The following is a 15,156-nucleotide window of genomic DNA, read 5'->3' on the forward strand; positions in this document are numbered from 1 at the left end:
CACTGTTTACGGACCATAACCCAAAGCAAAATCATGAAGCAGAAGACGCTATCCACCCTCATTTCCCTGATCGGCACCTTCGGCGCTCTGCCGGCGCTGGCCGATACCGAATTGCCCGCCGTGCGCGTGGAAGCCAGCCAGGACGCCGATCCGGCCACCAGCTACACCCGCGCCAGTTCGACCAGTGCCACCAAGATCGCCGCCCCGCTCAAGGACGTGCCGCAGACCGTCAACGTGGTGCCGGCGGCGGTGCTGAAGGACCAGAACGCCAGCTCGATGCAGGACGCGCTGGCCAACGTGCCCGGCGTCAGCTTCAGTGTCGGCGATGCACAACGCGACCAGGTGAGCATTCGCGGCTTCTCGGCGATCAACGACCAGTACGTCGACGGCGTGCGCGACGACGCGCTGTACTACCGCGATCTGTCCAACGTCGAGCGGGTGGAGGTACTGAAGGGACCGTCCTCGGTACTGTACGGGCGCGGCAGCTCGGGCGGCCTGATCAACCGCATCAGCAAGAAGCCGCTGGCCGAGCCGGTACACGAGCTGGCGGTGAGCCTGGACGATCAGGGCAAGCAGCGCTTGTCGTTCGACGTCGGCGCCAACAGCGACGACGACTTCGCCCGCTTCCGCCTGACCGGCGCTGTGGAGGATTCGGAAGGCTTCCGCAACCAGTCTTTCCTGAAGCGCGAGGCGGTGGCGCCGTCGCTGCAGTTCAATTTCTCGCCCAATACCACGCTGTTGCTGCAAGCCGACTATCTGCAGGACAAGCGCCTGGCCGACCAGGGCGTGCCGGGCTACAAGGGCAAGCCGGTGGACGTGCCGATCGAGACCTACTACGGTTCGGCCAACGGTCGCGACCAGACCGCCAACGAGAGCGACGTCACCAGCTTCACCGGCACCTTCGACCACCAGTTCGATAGCGGCTTGAAACTGCACAACGTGTTCCGCACCTATGACTTCTCGCTGGACCGCAATTACACCACCATCGCCAGCGTCAACGAGACCACCAACAAGGTCACCATCGACCGCACCAAGCGGCTGCGCGACGAGCATGGTTTCTACAATCAGCTGGAGCTGAGCCACGATCTCGACCTCGCCCAGACCGGGCACACGCTGTTGTACGGACTGGAAGTGGGCAAGCAGCACAAGACCGAGAAACTGTGGACGCGCAAGAACGCCGCCACCTACGACCTGTTCAATCCCCAGCTGATCGAACTGCCGGCGATCAACACCAGTGCCGCGCCCGGCAACGACAACGACACCGACATCGACATCGCTGCGCTCTACCTGCAGGACCTGGTGAGCCTGAGCGAGCACTGGAAAGCACTCGCCGGGGCGCGCTACGACCACCTGACGCAGACACGCGACGACAAAACCAGCAAGAACCAGGACCTGGCACGCACCGACAACACGATCAGCCCACGCCTGGGCGTGGTGTACCAGCCGACCGAACGCGTGTCGCTGTATGCCTCGGCCAGCCAGTCGTTCCAGCCGATCGCCGATTCGTTCACCTTCAAGCAGAACAGCGACCAGCTGAAGCCGGAGGAGACCATCAACTACGAGGTCGGCAGCAAGATCGATTTGTTCGACAACCTCACCCTGACCACCTCGGTGTTCGAGATGACGCGCAGCAACATCCAGGCCGCTGACCCGAGCGACAGCAACAAGGCGTTGTCGGTGGGCGAGCAGCGCGTACGCGGACTGGAACTGGCGGTGGCCGGCGCCCTCACCCCGCTGTGGGATGTGATCGCGGGCTACGCCTACCTCGACGGCGAGATCACCCAGTCGACCGAGAAGACCAAGATCGGCACGCCGTTCCAGGGCAACAAACCGGCGCTGACGCCGCGCCATTCGGCCAACCTGTTCGTCAAGCGCAAGCTGCCGGGTGGCTTCAACGTCAACGCCGGCCTGCGCTACGAGGGCGAGCGCTATGCATCGCCGGACAACCTGGTCAAGCTGCCGGGCTACACCCGCTTCGACCTCGGCACCGGCTACAGCGGCAAGTCGCTGGAGGTGAACTTCACACTGAAGAACGTGTTCGACAAGAAGTACTACATCTCCGCTCACAGCGGTGCCAACGACTACAACATGCCGGGCGCCCCGCGTACGGCCGAAGTCACGGCTCGCTGGAAGTTCTGATCCAGGCAGTGCGGTGGATTGTGAGTCATGAGCCGGTGAAGCCCCCTTGCAGGGCCAGGGCGGACGGCGGGCGACGCTCTCGCGCCAATCGGCGATTGGCACGCAGAGCTTCGCTCACTGAGGGACCGGGACTAGTGGACAGACTGTGGAATGTCCATCACGGCCGGCACCCCAACCGGGACTAGAGCGGCGGGGTGTCGACGAAGGCGGGCAATTGCTCGGCCTGGTGGGCAAACGCCTGCAGTCGCGGGAAATCGGCCGCCTTGACCACGTCCGGCAGCATCAGTTGGGTAAAGCGCCACGCCACCGCGACGCTGACGCCCGCCTGGTCGATCCCCTCCGCGCTGGCGGCTAACGGCGCACGCGCGAATTCGCGCTCCAGTTCGCCGTAAGCCGCCAGCACCTGACCCTCGACGCGCTCCAGCCAGGGCTGGTGCTGCTTCTCGGCCGGGCGCAGCTGACGCTCGTAGACGATCTGCACGCTTTTCTCGCACGCCGCCAGCGCCAGCCCGATCAGGCGCAAGGCACACTGGCGCCCGGCAGGCCCGGCCGGCATCAGGCTCTTGGCCGGGGCCAGGCAGGTTTCGACGTAGTCCAGAATCAGCGTCGAATCCATCAGCACCGTACCGTCGTCGCAGACCAGAGTCGGGGCCTTCACCACCGGGTTGATCCTGTGAAACTGCTCGAAGGTGCGGAACACCGAGACCGCCTGGTGCTCGAACCCGACCCCCATGAGCCGCAGCGAGACGGCCACCCGGCGCACATAGGGCGAATCCAGCATGCCGATCAATTGCATCGTGTTTTCTCCTGTCAGAAGCAGACTTTGCCCAGTAGCATCGTCCCCTGCGCGGCACGGTCCTCTGCGCCGCGAGCCGGCAGTGCTGAGGACGGCGAGAACTCCAGCTGGCCCAGCCCCTCGGCCAGGATTTTCCCGGCCGGAACCGTTTCCCGCTCTCCGGGCGCGAGGTAGACGTCCAGTCCATCGACCGTCAGCCAATGGTAGCCCGACACGGCGCGGACCTCGACTGCAGACGGCAATTCGATCGCCAAGAGTTCCTGACTAGCCAATTCGACACGTAGATGATGTTCCATGATCGCTCTCCGGTTGACGTTCTGGGTTCACTATAAGCGCCAGAAGAGGCAGAAAAAATCGATATTTATTTGTCTTTCATGTTAGTTTTACTTACATGAGCACACTTCCCCCCTGCCCGCGCTGCGCAGTTTCGAAGCCGTGTCCCGCCTCGGCAGCATCACCCTGGCGGCGGACGAACTGCACGTCACCCACTCCGCCATCAGCCAGCAGATCAAGCAGCTGGAAGAGCTGCTGGGGGTGGCGCTGTTCACGCGCGAGGGGCGCGGCCTCAAGCTGAGTGAGGACGGTCGGCTCTACGCCCTGCAGATCCGCATCGGGCTGGGGGAAATCACCGAGGCCACACGACTGGTGCGCGCCCGGCCACGCGTGGATGAGGTGGTGGTGGCGGTATTGCCCTCGTTCGGGGTGCACTGGCTGTTGCCGCGCCTGCCGAGCTTTTACGCGCGCCACCCGCGTTACCGCGTCAGCCTGCGCGCCAGCCTGGATATCCAGGACCTGCGCCAGGGGCTGGTGGACATCGGCGTGCGCATGGGCCAGGGCGGCTGGGAAGGGCTGGCGCAGAAGCGGCTGTTCGACGACGAACTGGTGGTGGTGGCCTCCCCCGCCTTCAACGACGGCCGCCTGCCGCAAACGGTGCAGGAGGTCGTCTCCGGCCCCATCGTACGCACCGTGGAATCCTGGCTCCCCTGGTGCAGTGCCGCCGGCGTGGCCGAACCGGGCAACGCCGCGCTGTGGATCAACGACTCCAACCTGGTGCTGGAGGCGGTGCGCCTCGGCATGGGGGTAGCGCTGGAGCGGCGCAGCCTGGTGCACGGCGCCCTGCAGCGCGGGGACTTGGTGCAGCTGACCGACATCAGCGTGCCCTATCCCTACCCGCACTGGCTGGTCTGGCCGCAACGCGAGAGCTCGCAGACCAAGCAGCAGGATTTCAGCACCTGGATCGAAGAGGAAATTGCCAGCTATCTGGCGGAACGGCCGCCCACGGCGTGATCCCCGAGGCAGTCCCGCCGCCGGCTAGCCGTGCCAGCGTCCCCACGCCAGCACCAGCCCCCACGCCGCCACGGCCCAGCACAGCGCCGCCACGAACAATGCCCAGCCCAGGCGCAGGCGGTCGGCCAGCAGGTATACCGCCGCCAGATAGACGAAGTAGGGAATAAGCGACCACATGCCGAACACGATGGTGGTCTTGAGCTCGCCCACCGAGCGCTCGGAGCCGACCAGGTAATGCGCGATCAGGGCAAAGGTGGGGAACAGCGGCACCAGCCCGGCGATGAAGTAGTGCTTGCTCTTCGACAGCACGGCGATCAGCAGCACCGCCGCCGAGCCCAGCAGGGCTTTGAGAAACAGGGCCATCGGCCACTCCACGGAGAAAACCCGTGATGGTGGCCCAGGGCGCGCCGCCCGGCAAGCGCCGGCCCGCGGTCTTGGCGCCGTCTTCGGCCAACCTGTGCGCGTCAGTGCACGTCGGCGCCGCGCTCGGCGAGCAAGAGGCGCAGCACCGAGCGGTGGCAATGCGCCTCCTCGGCGCAGTAGCAGCCGACGGAGAAGCTGCTGTGGTGCGACAGCGCCGCCAACAGATCCAGCGTGCGGCTGTTCTCCGGCGTCGCCATCTCGGCACGGTACTGCTTGATGAAGGCCGCCCAGTCGCGGTCCGTCTTGGCCTGCTGCGCCAACTTCACCGTTTCCGCGCTGGGCGCCGGGTTCGGGTACCACACGTCGTACCAGTTCTGCGTGGCGAACTCGCTCTTCGGCACACCCCGCGGCGGGCGCCGCACCGTGCCGATGCGCAACCCTTCGTCCTGCCGCCGCTCGCTACCCAATCTGACGATATACACCGGCATCGTATCCTCCCTCCCCGATCAAGTACCCGGCCCTCAGCCCGGCCGCGGCGCGAACAGGATGATCGCCATGCCGGCCAGGGTCACCGCGCTGCCCGCCACGTCCCACAGCGAGGGACGGATGCCGTCCACCGCCCACAGCCAGCCCAGCGCCACCGCGACGTAGACCCCGCCGTAGGCGGCGTAAACCCGTCCCGCCGCCTGGGGATGCAGGGTCAAGAGCCAGGCGAACACCGTCAGGCTCAGCGCCGCCGGCAGCAGGTACCAGGCCGGCGCCGACTTCTTCAGCCAGAGATACGGCAGATAGCAGCCGATGATTTCGGCCAGCGCCGTGGCGATGTACAAGGCGAGGGTTTTGGCGATCACAACCATGCGAATCCCGATCAATGGCAACCCGGCAGCATAGGCGCGAGCCCGCCCGTGGCGCAAGCTGCGCCAGCGCTCACAGCGCCCGACCGTCGAAGTGCTTGACCGTGAGCGTGTCCAGATCGACGTCGTCGAGGCAGCGCACGTTGACCGCCGCCATCGCGTTCCCGGCCGGGTCGCGTCCCTCGCCAAACGGGTGCATGCCGCAGGTCGGACAGAAATGGTGCTGGATGACGTGCTTGTTGAAGGTGTAGGTGCTCATGTCCGCCTCCGGCGTCAGCAAGCGCAGTTGCTGGCGCGGCACGAACCACATCAGCGCCCCTTGCGGCGACAGATAGAACAGTTGCAAGACATGACCTGGCCGAGATCGCCCTCCACGTCGAAGGCGATCCGCCCACAATGACAGCTTCCATGGTAAATCATGATGTAGCTCCTTCAATGTCCAACTCTTCAGGCTCATGGCCGCGCTGCGCGGCCTCGCCAGACGTGGCTTCTATCAGCACCAAGACCATGATGCTGACGATTTACACATCCTGCGGACCGATCGCCATAAACGGATTCCATGCCACTTCCCAGAGATGGCCATCCGGATCGGCGAAATAGCCGCTATAGCCTCCCCAGAAGGCATCTTGTGCCGGCTTCACCAATCGCGCGCCGGCATTCACCGCCTGCTCCAGCACCTGATCGACCTCTTCCCGCGTCGACACATTGTGGGCCAGGGCACAGCCGCGAAAACCGCTACCCTCGGCCGGCACCGTGGCGTCTTCGGCCAGCGCCGTCCACGGATACAGGGCCAGCCAGGTGCCGTGGAGCGCAAAGAAGGCGACGCCGGCCGCCTCCATCGGGTAGCGCGGCAGACCCAGCCCCTGCTCGTAGAAGCGGGTGGCACGGTCGAGGTCGCCGACACCCAGCGTCAGCATGCTGATTCGCGGTTTCATGGTTTTCTCCCTGGCTTGACGATGGCTGGCGCGCCCGCTTACAGCTCCCCGTACACCGGCTCGCAACGCACCTCGGTCTTGACCGAGTTGGCGATGAAGCACTCCTCGTGCGCCTCGTGATGCATCTGGTCGAGCTGCTCCCGCGTGGGGAGACGCTCCCCGGAAAACGTCACCTCCGGCCGCAACGTAACCATCGTCATGGCCATCTTGCCAGCCGCATTCTTGGCCATGACGCCGACGGCCGCATCGAAGTAGCGCTCGACACAGAACGCGCGCCTGGCGGCGATCGACAGGAACCACAGCATGTGGCAGCTCGACAGCGAGGCCACAAATGCTTCCTCCGGATCGACGGCGGAGGCGTCGGACATCGGGACGGGAACAACGTGCGGGGACGACGAACCGGGCACTTCCACGCCGCTGTCGAAGCGCAAAACATGGCGGCGGCTGTAACGGTTGCCGAGGAAATCCTGCTCGCCGCGCTGCCAAAGGACTTCGGCGGTGTACTGGGCCATTCTCTGCTCCTGGGAAATGAACGTTAGGCAGCTGGCAACAGCGACACAGCGACCAGCCAATGGGCATGCCAGTTTAGCGCCGGTTCACCCCTCTGGCCCGTCAAAGCGGCACGTGCCCGCATGCGACGTCATCGGCCAACTTCACGGGGAAGTCAACGGATGAAATGCGAGGCTGCACACTCTCCGCCGGCGGGGGCGTTTCCAATCAAGCCACCCCGGCGTAGGCGCGCTGCAAGGCGGCGATGTCGAGCTTTTTCATCTGCAGCAGGACGGTCATGACGCGCTCGGATTTTGCATAATCGGCATCGCTCAGCATCTTGGGCAGCGCCGTCGGCACCACCTGCCAGGACACACCGTACCGGTCCTTGAGCCAGCCGCATTGCTGCGCCGCCTCATCCCCGCCGGCGGACAGCCTCTCCCAGTAGTAGTCCACCTCATCCTGCGTCTCGCAGCTGACCTGGAACGACACGGCCTCGTTGAAGGTGAATACCGGGCCGCCGTTGAGGGCGGTGAAGGCCTGGCCATCCAGCTCGAACTCCACGGTCAGGACCGACCCCGCCGGCCGGCCGTGAATCTCATGCCCCGCCTCGCCGTAGCGGGTCAGGCTGACGATCCGTGAGTTCTTGAAGATGGCGGTGTAATACCCAGCCGCCTGTTCGGCCTGGTCGTCAAACCACAGGCAGGGGGTGATCCGTTGAATGCTTGCCATGGTGCGTCTCCTAACCGAGTCTCAGCACGACGGTGAATGGTCGTGACTACCAGCTTAGACCTCTACGGCGAGTAGGACGCCATTGAAACCTCCACACTCCCCTTCACACTCGTTAGTGGCGGGGGCTGGAGAGTGGTACGTCAGCGCTTGGCAGTGGCCAGTGCGGCGCCGAAGCACACGAATGTCACCCCGGCCGTCTTGTTGACCATGCGGCCACCGCGTTCGGACACCAGCCAGCCTTTGGCACGCTTGGCAAACAGCGCGTAAGAACAGTGAATGACGACAACCAGGGAGCTGTAGGTCAGCACCAGCGTGGCAAACTGAATCGGGTAATTCCTCGCCGGATCGATGAACTGGGGAAACACCGAGAGAAAGAAGAAAATCGCCTTCGGATTGGTGAGCTGCAGGGATAGCCCCTCAAGAAAGCGCTTGCCGAAACTCGCCTCGTGTACCGACTGCTCCGCGAACCGGAACGGAGGAGCCCGCCAAAGCCGAATACCGAGATAGATGAGATAAGCGGCACCGATGAGCTTGAGGACGGTAAAAGCCAGCGCCGAAGCGGCAAGCAGCACCCCGAGGCTGGTGGCCGAAATCGCCGCGACCGCCAGCGCCCCACAGGCAATCCCCAGAATGCCGCCAAAGGTGCCGCGCATGCCATAGCGCAGGGCATTGCTGAGCGTCATCACGACACCTGGGCCGGGGCTGAACACCGTGGCGGTGGCCATCAGCAGGAAAAGCGAATAAAGCTTCATGGAGACTCCTTGGGCGGTATTTGGTCATGACGGCTCGAAACGAGGAGCCATCTGAAAAAAGGGCTGAATCTACCGGCTCAACGCGACGAATACGGCACTATGGCGGTGCACAGTTAGCCTACTTCGCCCGTCTTTGCCTTGCCTTCACGACGGAGACATTGAAGTCGACCGCGGCTCGGATGAGCGCCTTGAACGCATCCGCGTCGATCTCCTCTCCCTCATGGATATCAATCGCGCGCCTTGTGTTTCCGTCGAGGCTCGAGTTGAAGAGCTTGGCTGGGTCCTGCAGCGACGCCCCCTTGGCGAAGGTCAACTTCACGATCGACTGGTAAGACTCGCCGGTGCAGATGATCCCGTCGTGCGACCATACGGGTGTGCCCATCCATTTCCACTCCTCCACGACGTCCGGGTCGGCCTCTTTGATGAGCTGGCGCATCCGGCTCAAGGCCGCCCCGCGCCAGTCCCCGAGTTCGGCGATTCGTTGGTCGATCAGCTCGGATGCGGGATGGCCCTCGGTCGAATCCAATTTTTTCATGCTCTCCTCCCTAGCTTGTCGCTCCCACCAGCCTGTCAGGCTGCAGACGCCGGCTCAGGCGAGTGGCAGGCAATGCCGATTTTGTTGCCGTCAGGATCGCGGAAGTAGGCGCCAAAGTAATGCTCGTGGTACTCGGGCCTTAGGCCAGGAGCGCCTTCACATAAGCCTCCGTTAGCCAACGCGGCTTTATAGGCCTCTGCAACCATTGGCCGGCTTTCAGCGAGAAAGGCCACCATTTGACCGTTGCCTGGCGAGTGGGGCTGTTGGTTGTAGGGAGAGCCGATCAGGAAGAGCGGCCTAGGCTCGTCAGGGCGCTGCCAACCCGCCCAAGGGCGGCTTCGATCACAAAAGCGAAGCTTGATGCCGAGGGCCGCCATGAGCGGTTCATAAAAAGCCAATGCGCGGTCGATGTCACTCACGCCGATAAAGATATGGGAGAACATACAGCGCCCCTTTGTGTGAATATCCGACGTTTGGCATGAGCGGCAGCCGATGGACGCAGCCTCTTGGAGTCCATATTAAGAGGCGTTAGGCAACACATACGCCTACGGCTTCCTGGCTGTTTCAACATGACGAGTAAAATTATTCAAAATAGCCTGCCACCCGTCACGTTGCTGTTCGATGGAATGCGATGGCTCACTATCGAAAGTCACGCAAACCACAACACCTTTTGGGCTATCAGCAAATTCAACCTGCGCGGTGCGATCGCCAAAGGAATATTCGATCAGTTTGTGTGCCACCACAGCGGTATAGGTTCCGGCAAAATCGAACCCCACGCTGCCATCCTTGGCTTCCATTCGTGACGAGAAGATGCCGCCGACGCGCAAATCCACTGTGGCCGAGGTGGTGTGCCAATCATCAGACGCGGCGTTCCACTGCTTGATATCCTCGGGAGTTGTGTATGCGTGCCAAACTTTCTCGATGGGGGCCGCGACTGTGGTTTCAACAGTGATTTTCATGACGAGCGTCCTTCTTGGTTTGGGGCAATTAGATTTGGCGATGTGGTGCCCAGGTGTACTCAAGCTAGAAGACGTATTTTTTACGTCATCATCCAGAATGCATGGCAACAATCATGCTGGCCATGATTGCCACAGAACTATTTATGGCATAGGAGTGCGAAATAACTACCGGGAAATACGTCATATCCACACCTCTTCGCAAGCTGCTTGATCAAGTGCGCAGCCGCATCCACCTCTTTGATAGCGCATCGCCCATCGTCCAAGACAGATATGGCGAACGTTGGGCTTCATTTCATGAAGCCCAACCTACCGTGCTGTCCGTGTTGAACGCCTTGTTATGCACACGCTCTCTAACCCTGAGCTGCGCCTTGTTTTTTAGGGAGCTGGGGGTTCATAAAATCCCACGTTGCGGCACTTGCCACATAGAAGTCTAACTTGGGTACGTAGTGCGATGCTTCGTTCAACGTGCCCGCCTTGATACCCAGCATGCCGGGAAGACTGCTGAACTTTGCGAATAATTGTGAGCCGCAATTCGGGCAGAACCCTCTTTTGTGCACATTTCCGCTGTCGGCCGTTGACTCGAAATAGCTTGCCTCGCCGGAAACAACAACGTCTTTCTCGGGAAAAAGCATTGCAGGAATAAACGCACTACCTGAAGCCCTTTGACAGTCTTTGCAGTGACAGTTTCCAGAAAATAATGGCTCGACATCGATTGAATAGTGGATTGCGCCACAAAGACACTGCCCGGTGTATTTTGAATTCATACTTAAATCCATGCTGGTTGGTAACGCGCATAACTAGAAGTAGACGTCCAATAAAAACGTATTTTTTACGTCACCATCTGGACAGCTTGCCACATCACCACCTATGCCGGAAGAGTAGGCAGCCCATCCCCAAGCAGTCCCTTCCCCCTCCACACCGCAGAATCATCATCTGCCAACAGACTGAGCCCCACCCCAAACAAAACACCCCCGCCTGCAGCGCAAGCGGGGGTGTGGATTTGCCCTTCGGCCAACGTTGGCCGAAGAGTTCAGCGTGCGTTCAACAACTCGCCATCAGGCGGTGGCGACCGGAATCTTGCCGATCTTGACGCGCCATTCGGCCGGGCCGGTGTTGTGCACCGAGGTGCCACAGGAATCCACCGCCACGGTGACCGGCATGTCTTTCACTTCGAACTCGTAGATGGCTTCCATGCCGAGGTCTTCGAAGCCGACCACCTTGGAGGCCTTGATCGCCTTGGAGACGAGGTAGGCGGAGCCGCCGACGGCCATCAGGTACACCGCCTTGTTGTCCTTGATCGCCTCGATCGCCGCCGGGCCGCGCTCGGCCTTGCCGATCATGCCCAGCAGGCCGGTCTGCTCCAGCATCTGGCGGGTGAACTTGTCCATGCGGGTGGCTGTGGTGGGGCCGGCCGGGCCGACCACTTCGTCACGTACCGGATCGACCGGGCCGACGTAGTAGATGAAGCGGTTGGTGAAGTCCACCGGCAGCTTCTCGCCCTTGTTCAGCATGTCAACCATGCGCTTGTGCGCGGCGTCGCGGCCGGTGAGGATCTTGCCGTTGAGCAGCAGCACGTCGCCCGGCTGCCAGCTCGCCACTTCTTCCTTGGTGATCTTGTCCAGATCGACGCGCTTGCCATTGCTGGTGTCGTAGGTGATTTCCGGCCAGTCTTCCAGCTTCGGCGTTTCGAGGTGGGCCGGGCCGCTGCCATCCAGGTGGAAATGGATGTGGCGGGTGGCGGCGCAGTTCGGGATCATCGCGACCGGCAGCGACGCGGCGTGGGTCGGGTAGTCCAGAATCTTGACGTCGAGCACGGTGGTGAGACCGCCGAGACCCTGCGCACCGATCCCCAGCGCGTTGACCTTCTCGAAGATTTCCAGGCGCAGCGCTTCGACCTTGGTCAGTTCCGCGCCGCTGTCGGCCTTGGCCTTGAGCTCGTGGATGTCGACGTGGTCCATCAGCGATTCTTTGGCCAGCAGCATTGCCTTTTCCGGGGTGCCGCCGATGCCGATGCCGAGGATGCCCGGCGGACACCAGCCGGCGCCCATGGTCGGCACGGTCTTGATGACCCAGTCGACGATGGAGTCGGATGGGTTGAGCGCGTAGAACTTGGATTTGTTCTCGGAGCCACCGCCCTTGGCGGCACAGATTACCTCGACGCCGTCGCCTTCGACGATCTCGAAGTGCACCACGGCCGGGGTGTTGTCCTTGGAATTCTTGCGCAGGCCGGCCGGGTCGAGCAGCACGGAGGCGCGCAGCTTGTTGTCCGGGTTGTTGTAGGCGCGGCGCACGCCTTCGTTGACCATCTCCTGTACCGACAGCTCGGCGTCCCACTGCACCTTCATGCCGACTTTCAGGAACACCACGGCAATACCGGTATCCTGGCAGATCGGGCGGCGGCCTTCGGCGCACATGCGGCTGTTGATCAGGATCTGGGCCATGGCGTCCTTGGCCGCCGGGCTTTCTTCGTGCTGATACGCCTTGTACAGCGCGTCGATGTAGTCTTTCGGGTGGTAGCAGCTGATGTACTGGAAGGCATCCGCGATGCTCTGGATGAAGTCTTCCTGACGGATGATGGTCATGAGGCTGTCTCGCAAAAACGTGGGGTGATGACGAGTGGCCAGCGGGCTGGCCGCGGGAGCCGCCAAGAGCAGCCGTCCGACGGGAGCGCGATACGGCTGGTCTTAGCGGCCCAGCCGCCGATTGTAACACCGTTCCGGCCCCGGCTTCTGCCTTGTCGCCCCCATGACAGGCTGCTAGGCTTCATGAAGCACCTGTTCACGATCTTGCTGGACGTCTCTGGGCGCGATCCCGCAGACCGGAGAGCGCCAGCCGGCGTTCATCGACGATGGGTTTCGCTACGCTCCCCCATCCTACGCTCTACCTCGATCCACGATCCGCTCTCGACATATCGTGAAGCAGGTTCGGAAAATTGCTTCTCGTGCAGGAGAGACTGTCATGTCCGTCCGTATGGAACGCGATACCTTCGGCGAGATCGCCGTCCCGGCCAAGCGGCTGTGGGGTGCCCAGACCCAGCGTTCGCTGGAAAACTTCCGTATCTCGAGCGAGAAAATGCCGCCCGAGCTGATCGAGGCGCTGGCCCAGGTGAAGCGTGCCGCGGCCGGGGTCAACGCCGAGCTCGGCCTCCTGGCTCCCAAGCTGGCGGGGGCGATCGAGGCCGCCGCCGGCGAAGTGATCGCCGGGCAGCATCCGGACGAGTTTCCGCTGGCGGTGTGGCAGACCGGCTCGGGCACGCAATCCAACATGAACATGAACGAGGTACTGGCCAACCGCGCCAGCGAGCTGATGGGCGGCGAGCGCGGCGAGGCGCGCCCGGTGCACCCGAACGACCACGTCAACCGCGGCCAGTCGTCCAACGACGTGTTCCCCACCGCGATGCACGTGGCGGCGGTGGCGGCGGTGGAGCAGCGTCTGCTGCCGGCGCTAGACGCGCTGGCCAGGACGTTAGCGGAGAAGTCGCTGGCGTTCACCGACATCGTCAAGATCGGCCGCACCCACCTGCAGGATGCCACGCCGCTGACGCTGGGGCAGGAGTTTTCCGGCTACGTGGCGCAGCTGGCACACTGCCGGCGCCATCTCGAAGACGCGCTGCCGCACCTGTGCGAGTTGGCGCTCGGCGGCACCGCCGTCGGCACCGGGCTCAACGCGCATCCGGAATTCGCCGTGCGCGTGGCGCAAAGGCTGGCCGAAGACACCGGCCTGCCCTTCGTCACCGCGCCGAACAAGTTCGAGGCGCTGGCCGCGCACGATGCGCTGGTGCACGCGCATGGCACGCTGAAGACGCTGGCCGGGGCGCTGATGAAAATCGCCAACGACGTGCGCTGGCTGGCCAGCGGACCGCGCTGCGGCATCGGCGAGATCAGCATCCCGGAAAACGAGCCGGGCAGTTCGATCATGCCCGGCAAGGTCAACCCGACGCAGAGCGAGGCGCTGACCATGGCCTGCGCCCAAGTGCTGGGCAACGACGTGGCGGTGAACATCGGCGGCGCCAGCGGCAACTTCGAGCTGAACGTGTTCAAGCCGCTGATCATCCACAATTTCCTGCAAAGCGTGCGGCTGCTGGCCGACGGCATGACCAGTTTCAACGAACACTGCGTGGTCGGCATCGAGCCCAACCGCGCGCGCATCGACGAGCTGCTGGAGAAATCGCTGATGCTGGTCACCGCGCTCAACCCACACATCGGCTACGACAAGGCGGCGGCCATCGCCAAGAAGGCGCACAAGGAAGGGTTGACGCTCAGGGAAGCGGCGCTGGCCAGCGGCTACCTGACGGCGGAGCAGTTCGACGCCTGGGTCAAGCCGCAGGATATGGTGGGCTGAGCGCAGCCCGGCCGACGCTTAGAGCCTGTTTACGATCTCGCGAGCTAGAGCGAGACAAGGCAAAAACGGCTGAGGATGCGGAGTTTACACGTAGTAAATGAGCATTCCGAAGTCGTTTTTAACGCCGTATCGCCGAAGCGCAGCAGATCGCAAACAGGTTCTTACGCCGGCACCCCCAGGATCACACTCGACGCCTTGAAGATCGCTGTGGCGGTCTTGCCCACGGCGAGGTCGAGCGCCTGGCTGCTGTCGTTGGTGACGATGGCGGCCACGGCGATGCCGCCGGGCAGATCGATCACCACTTCGGTGTTCACCGCTCCGGGTACGATGCGCGCGATGGTGCCGCTCAGACGATTGCGCGCGGAGAAGCGGGCGCCTTCGCCATCGGTCAGCACGATCACCGACGACGACTTCACCAGCGCAAACGCCTCGGCCCCCGGACGCAAGCCCAACCCTTCGGTGCTTTCATGCGTGACCGTGGCCACGATCTTCTGACCGCCCGTGACTTCCAGCTCGATTTCGTCGTTGACTGCGCCATGCTTCACGGCGACGACCTTGCCCAGGAACTGATTGCGGGCGCTGGTTTTCATATTCATTCTCCTGATCAGAACATAATCGTCGGCGAGGCTGTCGGCCTGTCTCCCCAGCTGCTCGATGAAACGGCGGTGCTCGCGCTCGATGATGCGGAAGTTCTCCACCAGTTGCTCACCGCGCGGCGTCAGGCGCGTGCCGCCGCCGCCCTTGCCGCCCACCAGCCGCTCCACCAACGGCTCGCCGGCCAGGTTGTTCATGGCGTCGATGGCGTCCCACGCCGCCTTGTAACTCATCTTGATGGCCTTGGCGGCCCGGGTGATGGAGCCGCATTCGGCGATCTTGGCCAGCAATTCGATACGTCCGGCCCCACCGAAATTCTCGCCGCCCACCGTCATCCACACCGAACCGCACAAGGCAATGCTGTTGTCTTTCGTGTCCAT

20 protein-coding genes are annotated in these 15,156 nt (G+C 63.0%); 3 read left to right on the top strand and 17 right to left on the bottom strand.

All coding sequences use genetic code 11. From position 1 onward, the window contains the following. Positions 1–33 precede the first annotated feature (33 nt). On the top strand, positions 34–2,139 hold the full coding sequence (locus tag ABKF58_RS01020) for a TonB-dependent receptor (protein WP_482583076.1): 2,106 nt from the start codon (positions 34–36) through the stop codon (positions 2,137–2,139). Between the two features lie 181 nt (positions 2,140–2,320). Here ABKF58_RS01020 and ABKF58_RS01025 read toward each other — a convergent pair whose 3' ends face one another. Next, entirely contained in the window at positions 2,321–2,935 is a 615-nt protein-coding gene (locus ABKF58_RS01025) for a glutathione S-transferase (RefSeq protein ID WP_482583077.1), read from the bottom strand. A gap of 14 nt (positions 2,936–2,949) precedes the next feature. Beyond that, positions 2,950–3,231, bottom strand: a complete 282-nt coding sequence (locus ABKF58_RS01030) for a hypothetical protein (RefSeq protein WP_482583078.1) — start codon at positions 3,229–3,231, stop codon at positions 2,950–2,952. A gap of 139 nt (positions 3,232–3,370) precedes the next feature. Between ABKF58_RS01030 and ABKF58_RS01035 the strand changes: the two genes are divergently transcribed. After that, positions 3,371–4,222, top strand: coding sequence for a LysR substrate-binding domain-containing protein (locus ABKF58_RS01035; protein WP_482583079.1), 852 nt, complete (start codon positions 3,371–3,373; stop codon positions 4,220–4,222). Positions 4,223–4,246: 24 nt separating this feature from the next. On the opposite strand, the gene ABKF58_RS01040 is transcribed toward ABKF58_RS01035, so the two are convergent. The 14 genes from ABKF58_RS01040 to ABKF58_RS01105 all read right to left on the bottom strand — a co-directional run bounded on the left by ABKF58_RS01040 (position 4,247) and on the right by ABKF58_RS01105 (position 12,423). After that, entirely contained in the window at positions 4,247–4,585 is a 339-nt protein-coding gene (locus ABKF58_RS01040) for a GlpM family protein (protein ID WP_482583080.1), read from the bottom strand. Between the two features lie 101 nt (positions 4,586–4,686). Then, a complete protein-coding gene (locus ABKF58_RS01045) occupies positions 4,687–5,073 on the bottom strand; it encodes a DUF488 domain-containing protein (RefSeq protein WP_482583081.1) in 387 nt (128 codons plus the stop codon). A gap of 33 nt (positions 5,074–5,106) precedes the next feature. Continuing rightward, complete coding sequence (locus tag ABKF58_RS01050) at positions 5,107–5,442, bottom strand: YnfA family protein (RefSeq protein WP_008953180.1); 336 nt, start codon at positions 5,440–5,442, stop codon at positions 5,107–5,109. A gap of 70 nt (positions 5,443–5,512) precedes the next feature. Continuing rightward, positions 5,513–5,785 carry a GFA family protein gene (locus ABKF58_RS01055; RefSeq protein ID WP_482583082.1) on the bottom strand — a complete coding sequence of 91 codons (273 nt, stop codon included), beginning with the start codon at positions 5,783–5,785 and terminating at the stop codon, positions 5,513–5,515. Beyond that, positions 5,749–5,859 (bottom strand): GFA family protein, encoded by a 111-nt coding sequence (locus tag ABKF58_RS01060; protein ID WP_482583083.1) that lies wholly within the window; start codon positions 5,857–5,859, stop codon positions 5,749–5,751. Before ABKF58_RS01060 ends, ABKF58_RS01055 begins: the two co-directional genes overlap by 37 nt. Positions 5,860–5,960: 101 nt before the next feature. Beyond that, a complete protein-coding gene (locus ABKF58_RS01065; protein WP_482583084.1) occupies positions 5,961–6,374 on the bottom strand; it encodes a VOC family protein in 414 nt (137 codons plus the stop codon). Between the two features lie 38 nt (positions 6,375–6,412). Further along, positions 6,413–6,886: an OsmC family protein gene (locus ABKF58_RS01070; protein WP_014086194.1), complete on the bottom strand. Its 474-nt coding sequence runs from the start codon at positions 6,884–6,886 to the stop codon at positions 6,413–6,415. A 205-nt stretch (positions 6,887–7,091) separates the two neighbouring features. Continuing rightward, positions 7,092–7,595, bottom strand: a complete 504-nt coding sequence (locus ABKF58_RS01075) for a VOC family protein (protein WP_482583085.1) — start codon at positions 7,593–7,595, stop codon at positions 7,092–7,094. A 140-nt stretch (positions 7,596–7,735) separates the two neighbouring features. Then, positions 7,736–8,347, bottom strand: a complete 612-nt coding sequence (locus ABKF58_RS01080) for a LysE family translocator (protein ID WP_482583086.1) — start codon at positions 8,345–8,347, stop codon at positions 7,736–7,738. Between the two features lie 118 nt (positions 8,348–8,465). Continuing rightward, positions 8,466–8,882, bottom strand: a complete 417-nt coding sequence (locus ABKF58_RS01085) for a DUF1801 domain-containing protein (protein ID WP_482583087.1) — start codon at positions 8,880–8,882, stop codon at positions 8,466–8,468. A 35-nt stretch (positions 8,883–8,917) separates the two neighbouring features. Next, positions 8,918–9,325, bottom strand: coding sequence for a VOC family protein (locus ABKF58_RS01090; protein WP_482583088.1), 408 nt, complete (start codon positions 9,323–9,325; stop codon positions 8,918–8,920). Between the two features lie 102 nt (positions 9,326–9,427). Continuing rightward, positions 9,428–9,841, bottom strand: a complete 414-nt coding sequence (locus tag ABKF58_RS01095; protein WP_482583089.1) for an SRPBCC family protein — start codon at positions 9,839–9,841, stop codon at positions 9,428–9,430. A 350-nt stretch (positions 9,842–10,191) separates the two neighbouring features. Continuing rightward, on the bottom strand, positions 10,192–10,605 hold the full coding sequence (locus ABKF58_RS01100; RefSeq protein WP_482583090.1) for a GFA family protein: 414 nt from the start codon (positions 10,603–10,605) through the stop codon (positions 10,192–10,194). 291 nt (positions 10,606–10,896) lie between these two features. Further along, a complete protein-coding gene (locus tag ABKF58_RS01105; RefSeq protein ID WP_482583091.1) occupies positions 10,897–12,423 on the bottom strand; it encodes a fumarate hydratase in 1,527 nt (508 codons plus the stop codon). Between the two features lie 376 nt (positions 12,424–12,799). Here ABKF58_RS01105 and fumC point away from each other — a divergent pair, with 376 nt between their 5' ends. After that, positions 12,800–14,182, top strand: a complete 1,383-nt coding sequence (gene fumC / locus ABKF58_RS01110) for a class II fumarate hydratase (protein WP_482583092.1) — start codon at positions 12,800–12,802, stop codon at positions 14,180–14,182. 161 nt (positions 14,183–14,343) lie between these two features. On the opposite strand, the gene ABKF58_RS01115 is transcribed toward fumC, so the two are convergent. Continuing rightward, entirely contained in the window at positions 14,344–15,156 is an 813-nt protein-coding gene (locus ABKF58_RS01115; protein WP_482583093.1) for a TOBE domain-containing protein, read from the bottom strand.

The sequence above is a fragment of the Pseudogulbenkiania sp. AW2-16 genome, assembly GCF_056824575.1.

Coding starts and splice junctions, on each gene's coding strand:
- ABKF58_RS01060 (WP_482583083.1), bottom strand. CDS start 5,859: ATGATTTACCATGGAAGCTGTCATTGTGGGCGGATCGCCTTCGACGTG.
- ABKF58_RS01115 (WP_482583093.1), bottom strand. CDS start 15,156: ATGGACACGAAAGACAACAGCATTGCCTTGTGCGGTTCGGTGTGGATG.
- ABKF58_RS01085 (WP_482583087.1), bottom strand. CDS start 8,882: ATGAAAAAATTGGATTCGACCGAGGGCCATCCCGCATCCGAGCTGATC.
- ABKF58_RS01040 (WP_482583080.1), bottom strand. CDS start 4,585: ATGGCCCTGTTTCTCAAAGCCCTGCTGGGCTCGGCGGCGGTGCTGCTG.
- ABKF58_RS01050 (WP_008953180.1), bottom strand. CDS start 5,442: ATGGTTGTGATCGCCAAAACCCTCGCCTTGTACATCGCCACGGCGCTG.
- ABKF58_RS01070 (WP_014086194.1), bottom strand. CDS start 6,886: ATGGCCCAGTACACCGCCGAAGTCCTTTGGCAGCGCGGCGAGCAGGAT.
- ABKF58_RS01025 (WP_482583077.1), bottom strand. CDS start 2,935: ATGCAATTGATCGGCATGCTGGATTCGCCCTATGTGCGCCGGGTGGCC.
- ABKF58_RS01075 (WP_482583085.1), bottom strand. CDS start 7,595: ATGGCAAGCATTCAACGGATCACCCCCTGCCTGTGGTTTGACGACCAG.
- fumC (WP_482583092.1), top strand. CDS start 12,800: ATGTCCGTCCGTATGGAACGCGATACCTTCGGCGAGATCGCCGTCCCG.
- ABKF58_RS01045 (WP_482583081.1), bottom strand. CDS start 5,073: ATGCCGGTGTATATCGTCAGATTGGGTAGCGAGCGGCGGCAGGACGAA.
- ABKF58_RS01100 (WP_482583090.1), bottom strand. CDS start 10,605: ATGAATTCAAAATACACCGGGCAGTGTCTTTGTGGCGCAATCCACTAT.
- ABKF58_RS01095 (WP_482583089.1), bottom strand. CDS start 9,841: ATGAAAATCACTGTTGAAACCACAGTCGCGGCCCCCATCGAGAAAGTT.
- ABKF58_RS01080 (WP_482583086.1), bottom strand. CDS start 8,347: ATGAAGCTTTATTCGCTTTTCCTGCTGATGGCCACCGCCACGGTGTTC.
- ABKF58_RS01020 (WP_482583076.1), top strand. CDS start 34: ATGAAGCAGAAGACGCTATCCACCCTCATTTCCCTGATCGGCACCTTC.
- ABKF58_RS01090 (WP_482583088.1), bottom strand. CDS start 9,325: ATGTTCTCCCATATCTTTATCGGCGTGAGTGACATCGACCGCGCATTG.
- ABKF58_RS01065 (WP_482583084.1), bottom strand. CDS start 6,374: ATGAAACCGCGAATCAGCATGCTGACGCTGGGTGTCGGCGACCTCGAC.
- ABKF58_RS01105 (WP_482583091.1), bottom strand. CDS start 12,423: ATGACCATCATCCGTCAGGAAGACTTCATCCAGAGCATCGCGGATGCC.
- ABKF58_RS01030 (WP_482583078.1), bottom strand. CDS start 3,231: ATGGAACATCATCTACGTGTCGAATTGGCTAGTCAGGAACTCTTGGCG.